Annotated in this window: 7 protein-coding genes; 1 reads left to right on the forward strand and 6 read right to left on the reverse strand. The window is 28.4% G+C overall.

Annotation, left to right across the window (positions count from 1 at the left end):
- Window positions 1–56 precede the first annotated feature (56 nt).
- The 3 genes from Q349_RS01900 to efp all read right to left on the reverse strand — a co-directional run bounded on the left by Q349_RS01900 (window position 57) and on the right by efp (window position 12,455).
- On the reverse strand, window positions 57–11,186 hold the full coding sequence (locus Q349_RS01900; RefSeq protein ID WP_036464488.1) for a CCDC158 family protein: 11,130 nt from the start codon (window positions 11,184–11,186) through the stop codon (window positions 57–59).
- 397 nt (window positions 11,187–11,583) lie between these two features.
- Complete coding sequence (locus tag Q349_RS01905) at window positions 11,584–11,892, reverse strand: MMB_0454 family protein (RefSeq protein ID WP_051616751.1); 309 nt, start codon at window positions 11,890–11,892, stop codon at window positions 11,584–11,586.
- Window positions 11,892–12,455, reverse strand: a complete 564-nt coding sequence (efp, locus tag Q349_RS01910; RefSeq protein ID WP_036464494.1) for an elongation factor P — start codon at window positions 12,453–12,455, stop codon at window positions 11,892–11,894. Before efp ends, Q349_RS01905 begins: the two co-directional genes overlap by 1 nt.
- A 288-nt stretch (window positions 12,456–12,743) precedes the next feature.
- On the opposite strand from efp, the gene Q349_RS01915 reads away from it, so the two are divergent.
- A complete protein-coding gene (locus Q349_RS01915) occupies window positions 12,744–14,324 on the forward strand; it encodes an APC family permease (protein WP_051616752.1) in 1,581 nt (526 codons plus the stop codon).
- Window positions 14,325–14,358: 34 nt separating this feature from the next.
- Here the strand turns inward: Q349_RS01915 and Q349_RS01920 are convergent, their stop codons facing one another.
- From Q349_RS01920 to Q349_RS01930, 3 genes are read right to left on the reverse strand one after another with little or no spacing between them, the layout of a single operon-like run.
- Entirely contained in the window at window positions 14,359–16,140 is a 1,782-nt protein-coding gene (locus Q349_RS01920; RefSeq protein WP_036464498.1) for an MIP family Ig-specific serine endopeptidase, read from the reverse strand.
- A complete protein-coding gene (locus Q349_RS01925; protein ID WP_036464501.1) occupies window positions 16,124–17,494 on the reverse strand; it encodes an MSC_0618 family F1-like ATPase beta subunit in 1,371 nt (456 codons plus the stop codon). Before Q349_RS01925 ends, Q349_RS01920 begins: the two co-directional genes overlap by 17 nt.
- Window positions 17,494–19,026, reverse strand: a complete 1,533-nt coding sequence (locus Q349_RS01930; RefSeq protein WP_036464503.1) for an MSC_0619 family F1-like ATPase alpha subunit — start codon at window positions 19,024–19,026, stop codon at window positions 17,494–17,496. Before Q349_RS01930 ends, Q349_RS01925 begins: the two co-directional genes overlap by 1 nt.
- Window positions 19,027–19,032 lie beyond the last annotated feature (6 nt).

Below are 19,032 nucleotides of genomic sequence, written 5' to 3' on the forward strand. Positions count from 1 at the left end.
AATAAAAAAACACCGTAATAACACGGTGTTTTATAATTGAATAAAATAATTTAATTTTATTGTTTATTGCGTCTTTTAGCAAGAGCAATAATAATTCCTAAAATTAAGGCTGAGTTAGTTGCAAGGAAAACTCATCATAAGAATCCAAGTTTTTCTTCAGCTACTCTCATTTCTTTAAAGTTTTTTACTAAAGCACTTTCTAAAACATTTGAAATATCATCAAAATCAAGTTTTGAAAGTTCGTTTCAAATACTTTGTAATAATTGGTAATCATCAGCTCTACCGGCTACAATTTTTCCAAAGTATTTAATTCTATTTAAAGTATTAGCAAAGTTATTATATTGATCAAAGTGACCACGGTTATTAAGGTCATAAACAACATTGTTAAACTTATCTTTTTCAGCTGCTCGTAAAGCTTCAACTAAAGCAATTTCATCTTCACTTTGAGCTTGGTAAGTTTTTAGCGAAGCGTTAATAGTGTTAATTAAAGTATTTAGTTTTGGATATTTGGTGGTATTTAAGAATTTAACTAAACTAATTTCTTGCTCTAATTTTTCTTTGAGCTCTTGGTAATCACTTTCTTCTACTCCTGTTTTTCTGTATTTTTCAAGGGCATCAAGAAGAGAGTGATAACGACTAATTGCTTCTTTTGTTTCGATAAAGTCTTTGGTTGAAACACCTAAATCATCAAGGTGTTTAATGAGTTGATCAATATCTTTAACAACTTGGTTAAGATCACCTTCATTAAAGTAATGAGCTTCTTTGGCGATTAATTCATTAACTGAATCTGAAATATCTTTAGCTTTAGCAAGTTCGGCAAGAATATCATCTTCAGTAGGTTGATTGTGAATATTTTCTTTAATTTGAGGTTTTTCCTCTTCGATTAAACCGTCTAAATTATCAATAATATTATCAATAACTTTATCATGTTCTAACTTAATTTTGTCAATTAAGTCTTGTACTTGATCTTTGTCAAGATTTGCATTTGTATTATCATTAATTGGCTTGTTAGTGATAGTGTCATATGCATCTTGAATTGCTTTAATAAATGCATCTTGAGCACCTTTTGAGGCATTTTGTTCAAAAGCTGGTTGGTCAATTAATTTTGATGCAATATCACTAACTTGTTCAAGTTCTGACATCTTATCATCAAGTTCTTGAGCTGTTGTTTGAATTTCTGTTACTGATTTTTGATTATCTAATAATTCTTCTTCATGTAATTGAGTATTAATAATTTGATCTTTGAAATATTCTTTTTGATCATTGTTTAAATGTTTTTGTCCTAAAATCGAATCAACAATGTCTTTTTTAGCTTGGTTATCTTTTTGGGCTTGTTCTCAAATTTTATTTGCATCTTCAGGATTTTCGGTATTTTCTAGTTGATCCTTAAATTTAGCTTTTTCTTCAGGTGAAAGATAATCTAATTGATCAACTTTATCTTGAATGCTTTTAATTTTGTCATAAAACTCTGCCATTTTAGCAAGAACATCATTGATTATTTTATTAAGTTCATCAACTTGAGCTTTGTTTCAATTTGCTTTGTGATCAGAAGCATCTGCATTTGAAGTTTCTGGTTTAGCAACATTTGGATCTCAATCATTTTGAAGGTTATTAGTATCTGAAGAAATATCACTTCGATTATTTTGGAGATCTTTTGAAGCATTAATTGCATGATCGTAAAGATCTTTGTATTTTTTCGATGCTTTTTGATATTTAGGATCATTGTGAATTTGGTCTTCATCTGCAATTAATTTTTGATTATCATTCATTGAATCATCTAAACTTCCTGCCCGTTCAATAACTTGATTTGGCGTTTCAAGTTGAGGGTGAGAATTTTTGATTTCCTCATAAATTGGTGTATCAGGAGTTAATGAATTGATAATTTCTTGTTTAATAGCATCTTTTTGATCTTGATTTAGGTGTGGGAAGTTTACATCAAGATTATCAATTAAATCTTTTTTGGTTTTTTTGATGCTATTTGCTGTATCTATTTGTTTTTGAATCTCATCAAGTGAAGTAGCATTTTTAACATTTTCATAAAGTTTTGCTTTTTCTTCAGGTGAAAGATATGGATTGTTTTTGAAACTTGCTTCCGCTTCAAGTTTTTTAAGAGCTTGATCAATAAGATCATTTAAGTGATCCACTTGTGTTTTGTCTCAAGTATTATCTTCTGGTTTAGCTAGCTGATCACCTCAAGTAGGTAATTGAGTTGAATTTTTGTCATATTGATTGTTTTTCAATTTATTTGCAGCATCAATTAATTGATCATAAATTGCTTTGGTTTCATCAGTAGCATCGCCATATTTTGCAGAATCACTTCTAATTGCAGGAGCTGCGTCTTCACGATCTTTAAGTTCTTTCATTGAATTATTAAGATCTGTAGCGCGTTTTTCTACTTCTGAATAATTATCAACGTGCTCGCCTTCTGAGATTTTACTTTGAGCTTCTTGAGTAATTGAATCTGCTGAATCATCTTCAAGGATTGACTTAACAATTTCTGTTTTTACTTTATTTTTTTGATCGTTATTTAAATATTCATAAGTATGATCAGTAGCTGGATTTGCTGATACTTCATTAAATAAATCTTCTTTTTTCTTATTAATTTGTTTTGCTTTATTAAGCACATTATCATAATCATTAATTCCATTATTTGAAGTTTTATCTGGATTATCAGCACGAGCTTTTAAAGCTTCTTTTTCTTGATCAGAAAGATATTGCATATCATCAATTTGACGTTTTACATCATCTAATTTATTAAGATTTTTCTCAATTTCATTTTTAACAAGTTTAAGCATCTTAGTGAGATTATCAACTTGTTGTTTATTTCAATCAGCATGTTCATCATTTTCAGAAGTCTGAGGAATAGCAATGCTTTCGTTAAAATTATTTTCACGAGATGCTTTATCTCAAGCCTCTTGCTCAATTCCATTAACTGAAGATTTATTTGCTTCAAGATCTTTAGCATCTTGAATTAAATTTTCGTAAAGTTCTCTAACTGTATTTGGAATTTTATTGTAATTTCTATTTCTTCGCAAAATCGAATCACCATCAACGATTCTATGTAATTGATCCATTGAATTGTTCAATTCAGTTGCTTTTTGGACAATTGAATCCGTTGTTGGGTTGTTTGAACCTTCAATTGGTTTTTGGTTAGAATTAATAATTTCTTTTTGACGTTCTTGTTTTTGTTTTTTATTTAAGAAACTTAAATCATAAATACCATCAAAAGCTTCTTTTTTCTTATTATTAACATCTTTTAAATCAGCTTCGATGTTGGTAATGGCTTCTGCAGCTTGAAGATAGAAATCATCATTTTGTTCAATTGTATTTTGATCATTTGCTGTATTTTTCTTGAATTTATCAATTTCAGCTTCTAATTGTTTGATGTAGTTATTTTTTTCATCTTGTGATCAATAATTATTATTTTCACGAGCTTCTTCTAAAGTGGCATTTGAATGATTTAATGCATTTTTAAGTTCATTAACTTTTTCTGTAAGTAATTCTAGGTAAGTTTTGTAATTATCAAATACTACTTCATTAGTATCGGTAATAACAAGTTCACTTTCTTTTTTATTGTTAATTTGATCATCACTAAGGTCGGCAAATCCTAATTGTGCAAGAACCTGTGGTTTATTTTCTTTGGTAACTAATTCTGGATCTTCAATATCATAAAGGATGCTATTTTCTTTATTTGTTTGGTAAGTGTGAGTAACTCCAATAGTTCCGTGAGTATTATCTCTTGTATATGTTTTTGTTTGTGCTGATACATAATTTGGTTCAGCATTTAAAATAGCTTGATCTGATTGGAATCCAATATCACTATCTGGAACATCTAGTTCATCAGTTGGTAAGAATGGTTTTCTTTCTTCTTTATTTTTTGTATTATGAATACTATTTTGAACAAGTTCTTTAAGACTTTGAAGTCTTTCAAGTTCTGTTTGGAATCCATCAACTGTTGCGTAGAATTTTTGTGATACTGGTAATAAACCATCACCATCAGCATGCTCTTTGTCTGTATCAATTAAATAGTATGCCACAAGTGTACGACCGTTAATTTCATCATGACCTACTACTTTTGGTAAATATTGTTCATATTTATCATGTAATTCACCTTCAATACTTTCAGGAGTAACGACTTTTCATTGACCTGAAAGTTCTGGGTGGTTGCTCTTAATAGAATCTTTAATATTTAAGGTATATTGATTCGGATCTTGAGCTTGTGCTTGGTTTGCTGTGATTTTCTTTTGCAATTCTTTATTTGTGAAACCAACATCAGCTCCATCTGTTATGCCGTATTTTTTAAATTGTTCCATAACATTAGTGTAATTTGTTTTAAATCCACTAATTGTGTTGTTATTGGTCATGCTTGGATCTTGTTCTTTTAATTCATTATTAGTATTTGAATCTTGATCTACACCATAAACAAGCGAACTAAGCTTAAAGTTTACATCAATAGTTCCATTTTTAGCATTTTTAGCAAGAGTTAGACCACCTTCTTTAATGGTTGCTTTAACTCCATATGGACTATTGAGTTTAGCTATTTCATTATTTAAAGCTTCACGGATTTTTTCTTCAGTAATTTCATCAACTAGTTTATTTGCCTTATCTTGAACTAAATCATCAATAAGGCTTCCTTCAACAAGTTGTTTAACGATTTCATTTAAACGTTGTTTTTCGGTAACAAAACCAGTAATATTTTTGGTTTCATTTTTTGTAAAGTCTTGTTTGTTTTTAAAATCAGGTCATTCTGAAGTAATTTTGTAATGGACATTAGTTGAAGCTGAATTATCAACTGGATTTGCAACTGGTTTTCCAATAGGATCTGAATCACTGAAAGGTTTATCAGAGTTATTTTGGTTAACAAATTCAAGTCTTGTGTGTTCTTTAACAAATGAAACATGTCCAGCTTCATCAAGTTGTTTTTCTCATCCGCTTTCTAATAAACTATTGTATAGTTTTTCTTCTTCTAAAGTAGAGTTATCAGCATATGGCGGAACTGTTTTATTAATATAATCTAGTGCTGCTTGAACACTATCTACAGCTCTTTGAAGTTCATCTCTTACTTGTTGTGGGGTCACAAAGTTAATTGCATTTTGTGGTTGACTATATTTAGTAGAAGTAATTTTTGGTTGTGTTTCTATTGGAACTAAATTTTGTTTTTTAGATTCTAATTTATATTTAATATCTGTAATTGTTCCGTTTTCATTATCATATTCTGCTCGAAGATCTACAACCTTAACATCAGCTCCAGATTGATTATTAAATCACTGTTGAAGTTTGTCAAGTAATCTTGTAGGTGCTTCTGGATTACTTTGATCTTCTTTTGAATTAATTCAATCAACTGTATGTTTTTTATCTTCAGCATTTAAAAGAGTATCTGAATTATTAGGGTTGTAATCAATTATAGGAACACGAATGCCATTTGCTCTTGGATCGTTATCTAAAATTCAATCTAAACGATCTGCTTCTGTAGCAAAATGACTAATCATTGTATTTTGTACAGGATTTTCTTTTGTTGTTCCAGCAAAATCTCCTTGATAGGTCTTAACATCATAATCAATTTTAACTGTACCATCTGCAGCATTAGGGTCACTGAAACGAATATTTGTTAAAACAACATTTTCGCTTTCATTAAATCATTCTCCATCTTGAGGGCCTTGAATTCAACCTTTTGGTAATTGTAATTCTGAAATTTTAAAGTCTTCAGTACTGTAACGTACTTTTTCGGTTTTAAGTTCTGGCTGATAATCAATACTTAAACCTTCTGCAACTTTAGTCAATCTTGCTTTTTCTTCTTTAATTGTTTTGAATCCATTAATATGTTGTTCATCTTTAGTGTCAGAATGAACATCATTTAATTCATCCTTAGTTGATTTAAGATTAAAGGTAATATTTGATATATCACCTGTTGCTTGATCAAATTTACCAACAACTAAATCATTAATTTCTGCATAAGAGTTTGTATGGTCAGGATCATGATCACTTAATCATTGATTTACAAGTTGTTTAATTTCTTCTTTAAACTCATCTGTTACATTATTATTTTCATCAAAAATTTTCTTATTTCTATCTATGTGATCGTTAAATAAAGCTTGCAATGAAGGCATTTGATTTAACACTTCATTTAATCTTTGTTTTTCAGTTTTGAATCCATTGATATATGTATCAGAGTGTTCATTTGAAGGTAAAGTAACTTTTGCCGAAGTTAAATTAGAATCACTATTAGATTCACCATTTAATCTTCAATTTTTTGTTGATTGAACGGTATATGCTAATTTAATTGTTCCTGTATTATTTGCCCCGGTACCTTTAGGATCAACATCTGTAACTGAAATATTATTAATATTTCATCTATCATTTTCATTTTGAGGTGTAAAAATTAAGCTCTCTTGGTCATTTGAAGTATATCCACTTAAATTTAAGTGTTCTCTTAAAGTTGGGGAAATTTCACTAACACTATAAGGAATAGTGTTTTCTTTGCTTGAATAATCAAATTGAGGATTAACTTGTTTTAGAAGTTCTATTTCTTTTTCTTTAGTTCAAAATCCATCAATTGTAGTTCCTTCTCCAAATTCCTCAAAAGAACTATTAGCGCTTGTTAAACCATCAATTGTAGATTTTAATTCAAATTTAATTCCAGCTATTGCCCCTGAATTAAAGTCACTTAAAAGTTGACTAAATTGAAGCGAATGATCTGAGTCTTGTTTAAAATCAACATGATATTTATCAAATTCAGCTTTTAATTTATTGGCAAGTAATAGCGAATTATCAATTCCTGGTGTTTGTTCACCTTGTTTTCTAGTAGCCTCAAAAGAAGTTGTGTTATTTTTATCTGCTTCAGAATAAAACTCATCTGTATTAAGTTTTTCTTTAATAGAACGAACAACTTCTAAAACACGTTGTTTTTCGGTTTTAAATCCTTCAATTGTAGCTTCTTTTTCTGAGCTTTCAATAGAACTTGGATTATCAAAACGTTCTGAATCATTTGAAACTAATTTATATTTAACTTTAATATTCCCATTTAAAGCATCTCTGCTAGTTGTATCATCGTCAATAGGTTGGAGAACAAGTTTTGCTTTTTGTTCTTCATTAACTCATTCGTTATTAACTTTATTTCATCCTGGGCTTGTAAGTAAAACTTGTTCAATATCTAAATCAGGATTATTTAAAATGTCTCCTAAAGTATTTTTTTGGTTAGTTGTATAAGGAATAACATTTTGTTTGTCAGTGTAATCTAATTGAACCTCAATATTGTTTAAACGTTGAGTTTCTTTATCAATTGAATAAAAATCTGCTAAATTTTGAGGTTCTTTTTCTTTTGATTGAATATCAGTTAAACGATTTTTTGTAGATTGTACTTTAAAGGTTAATCCTGTAATTGTCCCATCTTGATCATTTATTCCAGATCAATTTAATGAGTCAGGCACTAAAGCAACATCATTTTTTTGATTTGCGGTATTGATTCAGCTATCAGGATTTTTAAGTTCTTTATCAGGATCTCTTAATCATTGTTCAATAACTGATTTAATATTTTCTTTAGATTTACTTGGAATATTATTTTTAATATCTGTTCTTCCGTAAATTTCAAGCAATCTATTAATATCAGGCATTTGGTCGATGATTTCATCAACACGGTTTTTCTCTGTTTTAAATCCGGTAATTGTTGTTTTTCTGGTATAGATAAAAGTATCATAGTATCATTGATCACTATAATTAGTACCGGTAAATTGATCTATTCAACCAACATTAGTTCTTGATGAGCGAACTACATATTGATATTCAACTTCTCCCCTTCTAGCATCAAAACGAATAAAAGCAGGATCTGTTATAAATATTTGATTTTCATCTTGGCTTCAAACTTGTTTATCTTCATAAACTTTTTGATTATTAACATTTTTTCATCTATTAATTGTTTTTTTCTCTCCGATGAAATTTAAATCATTAATATTAGTAGAATTAGCATCATATGGAACAATATTTTTATTTCCTGAATACTCACCTAAATTATTATTAGCGAGCCTTGAGACTCTATCTCCTTCTGTACCTCTTCTTCATAGAGTCATTCAAATATCAATTTGTCCTTTATATTGCTCTTCTTTAGGTCCTAAAACATCTTCTAATCCGGGTAATGTAGATTTTAATACAAAATGACGACCTATATAAGTACCATAATCATTACTAATTTCATATCCACCATTGCTTCTATTTTCTCGATTAGTATAATCAAGTCAATAATCTCCAAATTGAACATGTTCATTTGGTAAAGCAAGTGCTAAAATTTTGTTAAATACTTCTCTGTTTGCGACATCAGAACCAGTCATATATTGAGATATAGTCATATCTTTAGCACTAGGTTGTTCTGTTTCAAAATTAGGGAAAATCTCTTTCATTTTAATGGTGTTTACCGCATTAACTAAAAGATCTTTTGTTCTTAATCTATTCCCGGCTATTTCACCAAGTCTTTTTGCCTCTGTTTTAAATCCAGAAATAGTTCTATAAGGATCATTATTATTAAGTTTTAATTCTTCAAATCCATTTTTTGTTGAATATAAATCATATTTAAAACGAATGCTTCCATCTTTTGGATTACGATCTAATGTTTGATTTTCTGTATCATTACTATTTCCAAAGCGAATATTAGTTATTTTAATTTGTTTAGAATCATTTATTCAGGCTTGCTTTGTAATATCTGGATTATCTACAAATCTTCATTCTGAATTTGCGGCATTATTTGCTGTAAAAAGTAAATCACTACGTTTTAATCTATATTGTTCTGGGATTGTATCTAATCCATCAATAACTGGGTAATTAATATTATTATATGGAATGAAATTCTCTTTTTGTCTATAGTCAAAGCCTATATTAATCGAGTTCAATCTATCAATTTCTTGTTGTTCTGTTTGAAAACCACTAATAATTTGTTCTCTAATAGAAAGATCGCCTAAATTTCTTCTATCTTCTTTATATTTAGGAGAAACGATTTTATACTTTAGCTTAATTTGGCCATTTGCATTTAAATTCTCATCATGTTCTATATCGATAAATTCAAGAGAATACCCATTAAAAACAACATCATTTCTTGTTGTCGCTTCACCTGTATTATTTCTATCTCAAACTTGCATTGGTGTATTTCCAGATGCATTTCTTGCTTGTTCTTGCGTTGTTATTGCCGGATCTAATTTTGAATGTACAGTATTAAGTAAAATTTTTGCAAGATCTGAATTATCATTTGGATCTACGGTTGAAGCAGCACGATCTAATTGAGAAAAACTAAATGAATCTTGAACATCAAGTCCATTTAAATAATCATAAGCATCTTGCATTTTTTTCATTAATGAATTATATTCTTCAGGCGTTAATTGTCTTTGTAATTTATAAAGAGTATAGCCATTATCACTATTAAAATCAGTATTATCTTCAGCTACAATAGCAAAGTTTTTGGTTCCTCCAACACCATTAAGAACTTCATTAAAAGCATTATCAAATTCTTGTTTTAATTTTTCATCTGCGTAATGATATTTAATCTTATCTTTAACATTCATTAATTCTTGATATTTTTGGAGTAAATTTTTTGCATAACCGCTATTATCGTGATTTTTATCACTTATAAGTCCTAGTCCACTTTGTTGTTTAGCTAAGTTATAAATTTCTTCTGCTTGCTGATCTGCAAGATTATTTCTTGGATTTTCATAAACAGTATCAACTCTATTTTTAAATTCTGTTTTTAGATTATTAGAAATATAAGGCAATTGATCAATCTTATCTTTTCATTCTTGACTATTATTTTTGTTAATTTTATTAATTGTTACATTAAATAATAAAGCATTTACATCTTGGTTTATATTATATTGGTAATTATTTGGTTGAACAATTTCTCAATTTTCACTATCTGTAGAGTTAACAAAAGAAACACCTAGTTTTAATCTATCATAATGTTTAACCAAATCATTTGAAACATATGCCTTATATTTTGTTGTAAATTCATTAATAGATTCTGGATTAAATTCACGATCAGAGTTTCATTCAGCATATGTTTCGTTATTTGAACCATTATAAAGTCTATATCTTAAAACAGGAGCTGTTGTCTGTCTATTTTGATACTCAGGATGCCCAATAGTTTCTTTAATACCAATGTTATAAAGGCTAGTTGCTTTACGTTCTGCAACATATGCCTTAGCTCTAATTCCGTAATATCCATTATCATTGTAAGAAAAGTTTGCACCAACAAAAGTATACCCATCACTTAAAACTGCAGGATTAATAATTTTACCATTTTTTACATGTGCCGAATCACCTTCAAATGAAGTTCCTGAAGCACTAGAAGATGATGGGGACTCTGTATTTTTAATTGTTCTAAATCTAATTACAAAATTATCTCCCTTACCTACTTGATTATTATTACTATTAGTTTGTCTTGTATCAAATCTTAAGGTAAAAAAAGATCCTAAGTTATTACTTATTCTATAATCAACACTTAACCCTGGAGCTTGATCTCAAGCACCTCAAGATCTAATTTGATTTAATCTAGATTCAAGATCTCTTGATATTTCGTCGCTATTATTGAAAGAACCTAATCGCGGTGCTCTAAATACTCTTAATTGATTATAATAACTAGGGCGTAGACCATTCAACTGAAAAGAGTCCGAATTCAAATTTCTAAAATCATTTTTGCTTAAGTCGGGGATAGCTCTATTACTAAAAACTCAACTGTCTGATTTAAATGTGTTAATAGATTGTAATGTATTAGTATAGTTTTGATCAAAAGCTAAATCATTTGAAAGAAAAATACTAATGTTAGGATTGGATACATAATATTGCCCATTAGGGAATCCTGAATTAAATGTAATTTGTCACTCTTGAACCGGATCATCTAAAGTTCCGTTTACTAATGCTATATTAACACTATTATCAACTAATTTTTTTTGTTCCTCACTTAATCCATCTCTTTGAGCTCCATTAATATAAAAATTAAAGTAAGTTTGTTGATTATCAATGTTTATACCATCAGGCGTATATGTTTTTTTGTCTAGATTGATAATGGTATTGCTTTTTTTCCCATGTGAATCTTTGGCTAAATTATCAATTTGAGTACCTAAGTCTTGAGTATTTTGAACAACCGACAATGAAAAAATAACTGTAGGTATGCTAAGACTAGCTAAAGCTAATGATATTTTTTTCTTTTTCATAAATTATCCTTAAAAAGTAATTTTAATTTTTAAATTGTAAACAAAAGTAATTTTAAGCCTGACTTAAAATTTATTCTGATACTATTAAAAATAAATACCTTTAGTATTTAAAATCCTAAAGGATATTAATATATTTTTATTATAGATTATGATATATATTTAACAATAGCTGAAATTAATATGCAAAAATGAAGCCAATATCTTGATAAATCGTGTAAATAAGTTCAGAATTGGCTTTTGAAAAAAAAAAAAAAAAGAAGCATTTTGGCTAAAAATGGCAAAAATTGAAAATTTTTGATAGATAGGTCAAAATAGATTTTACAAGTAGAAAAACTTGTGTAATTTTGCTTAAAAAAAGAAAAAATGTAAGTTTTACACTTACATTTTTTTATACGAGTTAATTAAAATCTAAAAGACAAATTTGTACGTTTTTAGGGTTTTTATTAATTAAATTTTTAATGGCTTTTTCAACACTTCTCGAAAGATCTTTGATAATTTCAAATGCTCCTTGGCTCTGAGATGTGTTGATTTTAACATCAAGAGAAATTTCAAGATTTAAATGTTCTTTATCAAAAATTAATCGAGGACTATTAACTAATTTAACATATGGTTTTTCGCTAAAAAGATAATCGATAGCATCAATGATAGCTTTTTCTTGGACAATATATTTTTGATTTGAATGATAAAGAATATTAATTCAATTCATTATTTATTGCTTTTTCCCACGTATTTTCCGGTTTCACTTGAAACAATTATAATGTCATTTTCTTTAATAAACATTGGAGTTTCAAGTTCAAAACCAGTTTCAAGGACAACTTTTTTCTGTGGGTTGGTAGTTGTATTCCCTTTAACTGCATCAGGTGCTTCGACAACCTTTAAATCAACATTAATTGGCAATTCTATATCAAGCACTTCTTCTTCAAATTTGCGAATCTGTACTTCTGAACCTTCTTTTAAAAAATTAAGTTCTCATTCAACATTTTTAACAGGAATTTCTGCTTGTTCATAAGTTTCATTATCCATTAAAAAAATATATTCTCCATCTGAATAAAGATAATTCATTTTTCTTTTATCGATATGAGCTGGTTTAACTTTATCTCCACCAGTATATGATTTAATTGTAGTTGAACCAGTTCTTAAATTTTTAACTTTAGCTTTTACATTAGCTTGCCCACGTCCTTGTTTAGAGTGTTGTGCTTCAAGAACTACAAAAATATCACCTTCATCTTGGAATGTAATTCCAGGTTTAAATTCATTAACATTAATCATAAATAATTTACCTCTTTTAAGAATTTTTTTCTTTGTTCTAAGTTCTAAATTATAAGTAATATGTATTTTAAAACTAAGATAATAATATTAACAATAAATTTGTATATATACAATATATAAAATTATCAATAATCAAATTTTATCATTTTTTATGATTTTGTTTTTTAATGTTTAATGTAAAATTTAAAAATACGTATATACGTATTAACATAATAAATATTTAAAATTAAACAAAATTTTAAGAAACAAAAAATTAAGAACAATTTAAGAAAAGGAAAAAGATTTAAAATGACAAAAGTAAGCATCAAAAAAGCAAGAAAACTCGGTTTTTGAACAGCATTAAGTATTTCAGTAAGTGCTGTCATTGGAATTGGTATTTTCTTCAAAAATATTAGTGTCATAAATTCTCAAACTATTAGCGGAACAAATTCATTTGCTTTTTGGAGCTTTATTAGTGTTTGGATTTTAGGAGCTTTAATTTCTCTTTTTACTGCTTATAGTTTTAGTGAAATAGCAAGCTCAAAACGCTCAAAAAGCGGAATGGCAGGTTGAATCGAAAAACTTGCTGGTTCAAAAAAACAAGGTACTTGATTAAAGATTTTACAACCGGGTTTTTATAATTCTATCTTAGGGGTAGCAATGCCCGTCTTTGCTATGGAATCCATTTTTCTCGGGATTTACACAGCTTCAGGAAAAACATTAGATCCAAGCGTTTATCCTTGAATTATCATTAGTGCCATTGTATTATTTATTGCTTTGCTAGTTTTTAACTATTTTTCATTAAAATGATCAGCTAAAGTACAAATATTTTCATTATTTTTTAAAGTGATTTCTTTGGTAGTTGCAATAGTAATTGGATTTATAGGAGTAAATTACTTGGGCAAAACAGGAAATGAGCCAGGAATTAAATACGGAATTATTAATGGCTCAAGTTCATTTCTTTTTAGTGGTTTTTTTATCGCATTACCTGCTGTATTGTTTTCATTTGATTCTTTTTTATCAATTGGAGCATTAGAAAAAAATACCAAAAACAAAAATGTTGTGCCTTTAGCATCGATTTTTACTATTGTAATTGCAGGGGTTATTTATATCTTAATTTCCTTAGGAGCCGCTTTTAAAGGAACAGGATTTATCGGTAACATTTTTCAAACTATTATTCCTGCTGGTCACGAAAAGGATAGCCAAGCATTAGCAAGCACCATTTGATTTATTGTAGGTTTAGGAGCATGATTTGTTACTAATTCAGTATCAATTATCTTGATTAAAAGCAATGAAGGTCTAATTGAAGATAAGTGTATTTTTGGTTATAAATTCTTTGAAAAACTCGACAAAAAAAGAAAAGATTTAGGAGCACTAGTTCTTTCATTTATTTTTATAGGATTTTATTCAATAGTCTTATTATTGCCTTCATTAATTACTAACAATGATCAAATATTAGATTCCGTTACAAATTTACCAACAATTGTGTGATTCTTCTTGTATGCTTATGCTATGATTTTAGGGTTAATTAATCGTAAGACAAATAAAGTACAAGTACGTAAAGTCAAAGGCTTTATCCCTTCAAGTATTATTGCGATAATTTTAATTCTTGGAATTATGTCATTCCAATTTATTTATAAAAACATTTACATTGTGATTTTAGATAAGGATGCAATTTCTAGTTCAGGTCTCTTTGTAAGCACCGGAACCTTTACCGTTACAATAGATGCATTAGTTACTTGAATTTTATTAGCTTGAATCATCTTTTTAAGTGCAATGAATTACCACTTAGTAAAAAAACAATGAAAAAAGGACCAACTTGTAGTTGATCCTTATGATTTAAAATTAGTTCCAAAAAATAAAATAAATTTAAGAACTTGAAATATTTAATCTAGGAAAAATATTCCTAGATTTTTTATTTAGTTTACTTTGTTGATGTTTTTAAATTTGGAAATAAAGCTGTTTTAAGATTATTATCATTTTCGAATCCATTTGGATAAAGTTCTTCTAAATTAGAACGATAAGAAGTTTTTTGGTGCTCAAAATTAGTTTTATCTAATAAGTTATGCGCATAGAAAACTTTGTCATCAATTTTAATGTCATTTGTTTGGAGAAGAGGAGTTATTCCGCTAATTTTTAACAAATCACCAAACTGAGCACGTTCAGAAACTGTTGAATAAATTCCTACAATTTGTCCAAAGTCATTTAAAGCTAAAGAACCAGATGCTCCATGATAAAGTGATGAAAATTTAGTAGTAAAATTAGGTCCATATTGCTCAACAAAAACCCTATTTCATACAGTAGTATATATTCTTAAGTGATTGCTAGGATTTTGAATATCATTAGTTGAATAAACAAAAGCATCTTTATTTTTTGGGCTTTTAAAGTAAGTTACTGAATCATTATATCTTTCTGTAGGAATATTTTTCATTCAATAACTTTCTCCATTATCACTTGGATAACCACCTATATATATTTCTTTGGCATTTCCCAAAAGATTATCATTTTTTTGAGTTTCTAGAATTTTTGCAGCTGAATAATAATCATAGTCAATTAAATAATTTCCTTGCTTTTTAACATTAGGTAAAATAGATTTTTTAGAACGTTCAATAGCATGATCTAACGATGAAACTGCTTTTTGAATTTGATCTTTAATTTTGTTAAATTCTTCTTGCTTTTCTGGTGCTACTTGTTTATCAAAATCAAATGTAATTTCAAAAACCGCAAAATCTTTATAAAAAGGAAGGAAATCAGGATTTTTTAATTTGCTTTGAAATGAAATAAATTTTTCTCTATCAGGATCATTTTCTTCTTTATATTCACTATATATTTTTCGAATATCATCATTAAAAGGCTCATATGATTTATCATCCATAAAGTCAAAAGCAGCAAAAACTAACTTAGGATTATCAAAGAAACTACTATCAAATCTATGAGCAGGTCCTCCATTATCCTTTACATGACGTACTCAAGATTTATTTGGTATATTATCAAAATTAACTGGTTGATTACTTTTACCCAAAAATACACTAAGAAGTTTTTTACCACTATAATCTTTATAATTATATTTTTCTAAATATTTCTCATCCATTGCATTACTAAAATATCTTAATACATGTAAATTGCTGGCAAAAAATAATTTATATTTATTTCCTTCTTTGTATTTATAATAGTCTAACAATCAAGCTGTTCCAGCGTCTATAGTAATATCTAATTCATCTTCATCTCTGAAACTATAACCCAACATAAATGAGCGATCATAAATTTCTTGATAAATATCTTTTGCATCAATTTTTGTAAATTTATTTATATATTCTGGATAAGAATTTTGCTCTTTATAATCTTGGTTTCCAAAATTAAAATTTGGCGAAAATGTTGGAGGAAGAGAAGGTTCTACCGAAGAAGAAGAGTCATTAACTTTATCTTTTTCGTCATCGCTAATGTTTGTTTGATTGTCATTATCATCTTTGCTTACTTTTTTATCAGTAGAATCTACATTATTGTTTTTTTCATCTAATTTTTGATCTGATTCTTCATCTGATGAACCATTATTATCATCTAGTCCTTCTACTTTTGTTTCATTTAATTTATCTTCATCTTTATTGGGTTCTTTTTCAATTTTATTATTAGTGCAACTTAAAAAAGAAATCGAAACAAGCGGAACAATACTGCTTGCTAAGATCGATAATTTATTTTTTAGTTTCATAATTTAAATCTTTAGTAGAACCTATATAAAGAAATTTGTTTGGGTTTAAATCAAGATATTTACCGTTGATAATTTCTATAACCGAATCAACTGTTTCTTCAAGCGGAACATAAACACCTTTGGCATGCATAAAGTGCTCAGTCATAAAGAAGTTTTGTGAGAAAAAGTTTTGAAGTTGTAGAGCTTTTTTAACAATAATTTTTGATTCTTGGTCAAGTTCTTCAATACCTAAAATTAAAATAACATCTTCAAGCTCCTTGTATCTTTGTAAAATTCTTTTAGCTTGAATAATTGCATCATAATGTTTTTTACCAATAATACGAACATCGACACTAGAACTTGATGAAGCAAGTGGATCAAAAGCAGGGAAAATATTCTTAGCAGTCACTTCACGCGAAAGTACAAGTGAACCATTTAAGTATTTAAACACGGCTACAGCAGAAGGATCACTTAAATCATCCATTGGCAAGAAAACAGTTTGAAATGAAGTAATTGTTCCATGTTCATTTGTAAAAATACGATCTTCAATGGTAGAAATATCAGTATTTAATGTAGCTTGGTATCCACCAAGAGATGGTTTTTTATCAAGCGATGAAGAAATTTCATTTCCAGCTTGTAAAAAACGAAAAATGTTGTCAATAAAAAGTAAGACATTTTCTTTTTCTTTGTCTCTAAGATATTCAGCAGCAGTTAAACCAATCGGAACAATACTCATTCTCGCTCCTGCTGATTCATTCATCTTAGAAATATACATTGTTGAAGAATCCATTAAGTTGGACTCTTTAAGTTCTTGATAAAGTTCAATTGCTTCACGTGAACGTTCTCCAGAACCAATAAAAATTGAGCTGGTTCTTTCTTCGTGTTTTTGCAAGTTAAAGATAATTTCTTTCATTAAAACAGTTTTTCCAACACCAGCACCACCAAAGATCCCGATTTTTGAACCTTTTAAAATAGGAATAAAGAAGTCAATTGCTTTAATTCCTGTTTCAGTAATTTGAGGTTCATAACGATAGTCGTTATTTTGTGCTACTGTTGAATCCATTTCAATATAGTGATGTTTAGCTTTTGGATTAGTTAAAGAAATTCCACGGTAATCAAAAATATTTCCTTTTGCATTTTGTCCAACTGGAACAGCAAAACTACTTTTTGTATTAATAAGAGTTTGATTAATTGCAAGTGGTGAATCACTATTGATTACTACCGCTAAGAGATTATTGTCATTTAAAATCTTTTTAACAATTAAAGTACTGGTTTTGTCTTCAGAAACAAGCAAAGTATTGACCTTTGGTAATTCCTCTTTTTCAAAAGTAACTTCAACTACATCAGTTCAAATTTTAGTAATTTTTGCAGCCATTAATTAGCCTCCATTTTTTTAGTAATTGTTTCAAGAAGTTGTTCTGAAAATTTTAAAAACTTTGCTTCAGGTTGAATATTTCAATTTAAATGATTAAAATCTGAAAATTCTTTTAAGGCAAAAGCAAAGAAGTTACGAGCATTTGCTTCATCGATATTTTCGTTATTAAGAATTGAATCAAATGTAGTTTGAGCTAATTGGTCTTCTTCAATTAAGTAACTAAGGAAAGTTATTGCTTGTTGTGTATTTGGAATATCTTTAAGTAATCCTCAAGAAATTAATTTTGATGTAAGGAAAATAGTTTGATCTGAATAAAGTGATACCCCTACTTGTTTAAACATATTTTCAATTAAAAGACCATTTGAAATTAAAGCATTGGTTTCATCATTTAAATCATATTTTAAAGAAGCTAGTTTAGTTTGTTTTTTATATGCCTTGTAAATTTTAGAAATTTCAGCAGCAGTTTTACGAGAAAATGAATTAAGTACACTAGCTCCGATACGAGAAACTGATAAGTCAAAATCAATTGCTGGAATTTTTCCTGAGGCAAAAAGTTCTGAATTAGTTACAATTTGACCATCAGTAATAGAAATAACATTTGATGAAACCAATGAAGTAATATCGTTATCAACTGTTTGTAAAATTGGTAGTGCTGTAATTGTTTTTTTACCAACAAATTTCCCGGCTCTTTCAAGCAATCTTGCGTGAGCGAAAAACATATCTCCTGGAAAGGCTTCTTTTCCAACTGGTTTATTAGTTAAAAGAGCCATTTCACGATAAATATTTGCATGAGCACTAAGGTCATCAAAAACAACTAAAACATCATACTTATGTGAAAGATTTTCTGCATGAGCCATAGCAATATAAGGTGCTAAAAATTGTTCATACGGATTTGAAGCACTTGCACTTAAAATAAAAGTATTTTTCATGGCATCATGATCACTAAGAAGTTTGTATGTTTCAGCTACTTGTGAATGTTGTTGTCCAATAGCTACATAAATACATTTAACATTTGTATTTCTTTGGTTAATAATAGCATTAAGGGCAATGAAAGTTTTTCCGGTTTTACGATCACCAATAATTAATTGACGTTGTCCTTTTCCAACTGGAATGAGTAAATCCACTGAAATATAACCGGTTTTAAGTTGTTCTTGAAGTGGTTGGTAATTCATTAATAAATTAGGTTTATTAAATGGATACGAAAAAGTGCTTTGATCTTCATAAATAACTTTTGTTTTTGCAGATGGATAAACAATTTCACCGTTAATATCGATAATTGAACCAAAAAATGATTCTGATGTAAAAATTTTATCTTCAAAGTTACTTAAAACAACTTCTTCACCAACACTAAAATCACTACTTGTAGAACTAGATAAGCAATATGCTTTTTCTGTTGTAGCTGAAATTACCATTAGTTTTATTTCAGGTTTATTTTTAAGAGTGAAGTTTTGATTTTGCTTAAAATCAAAAGCACCACTAATTTCAACAATATAATCAAAAATTGCTGAGATAGTAAGTTTTTTATTTGACATTGTATT

The sequence above is a fragment of the Mycoplasmopsis sturni DSM 22021 genome (genome assembly GCF_000701485.1).
Classification (GTDB): Bacteria; Bacillota_I; Bacilli_A; order Mycoplasmatales; family Metamycoplasmataceae; genus Mycoplasmopsis; species Mycoplasmopsis sturni.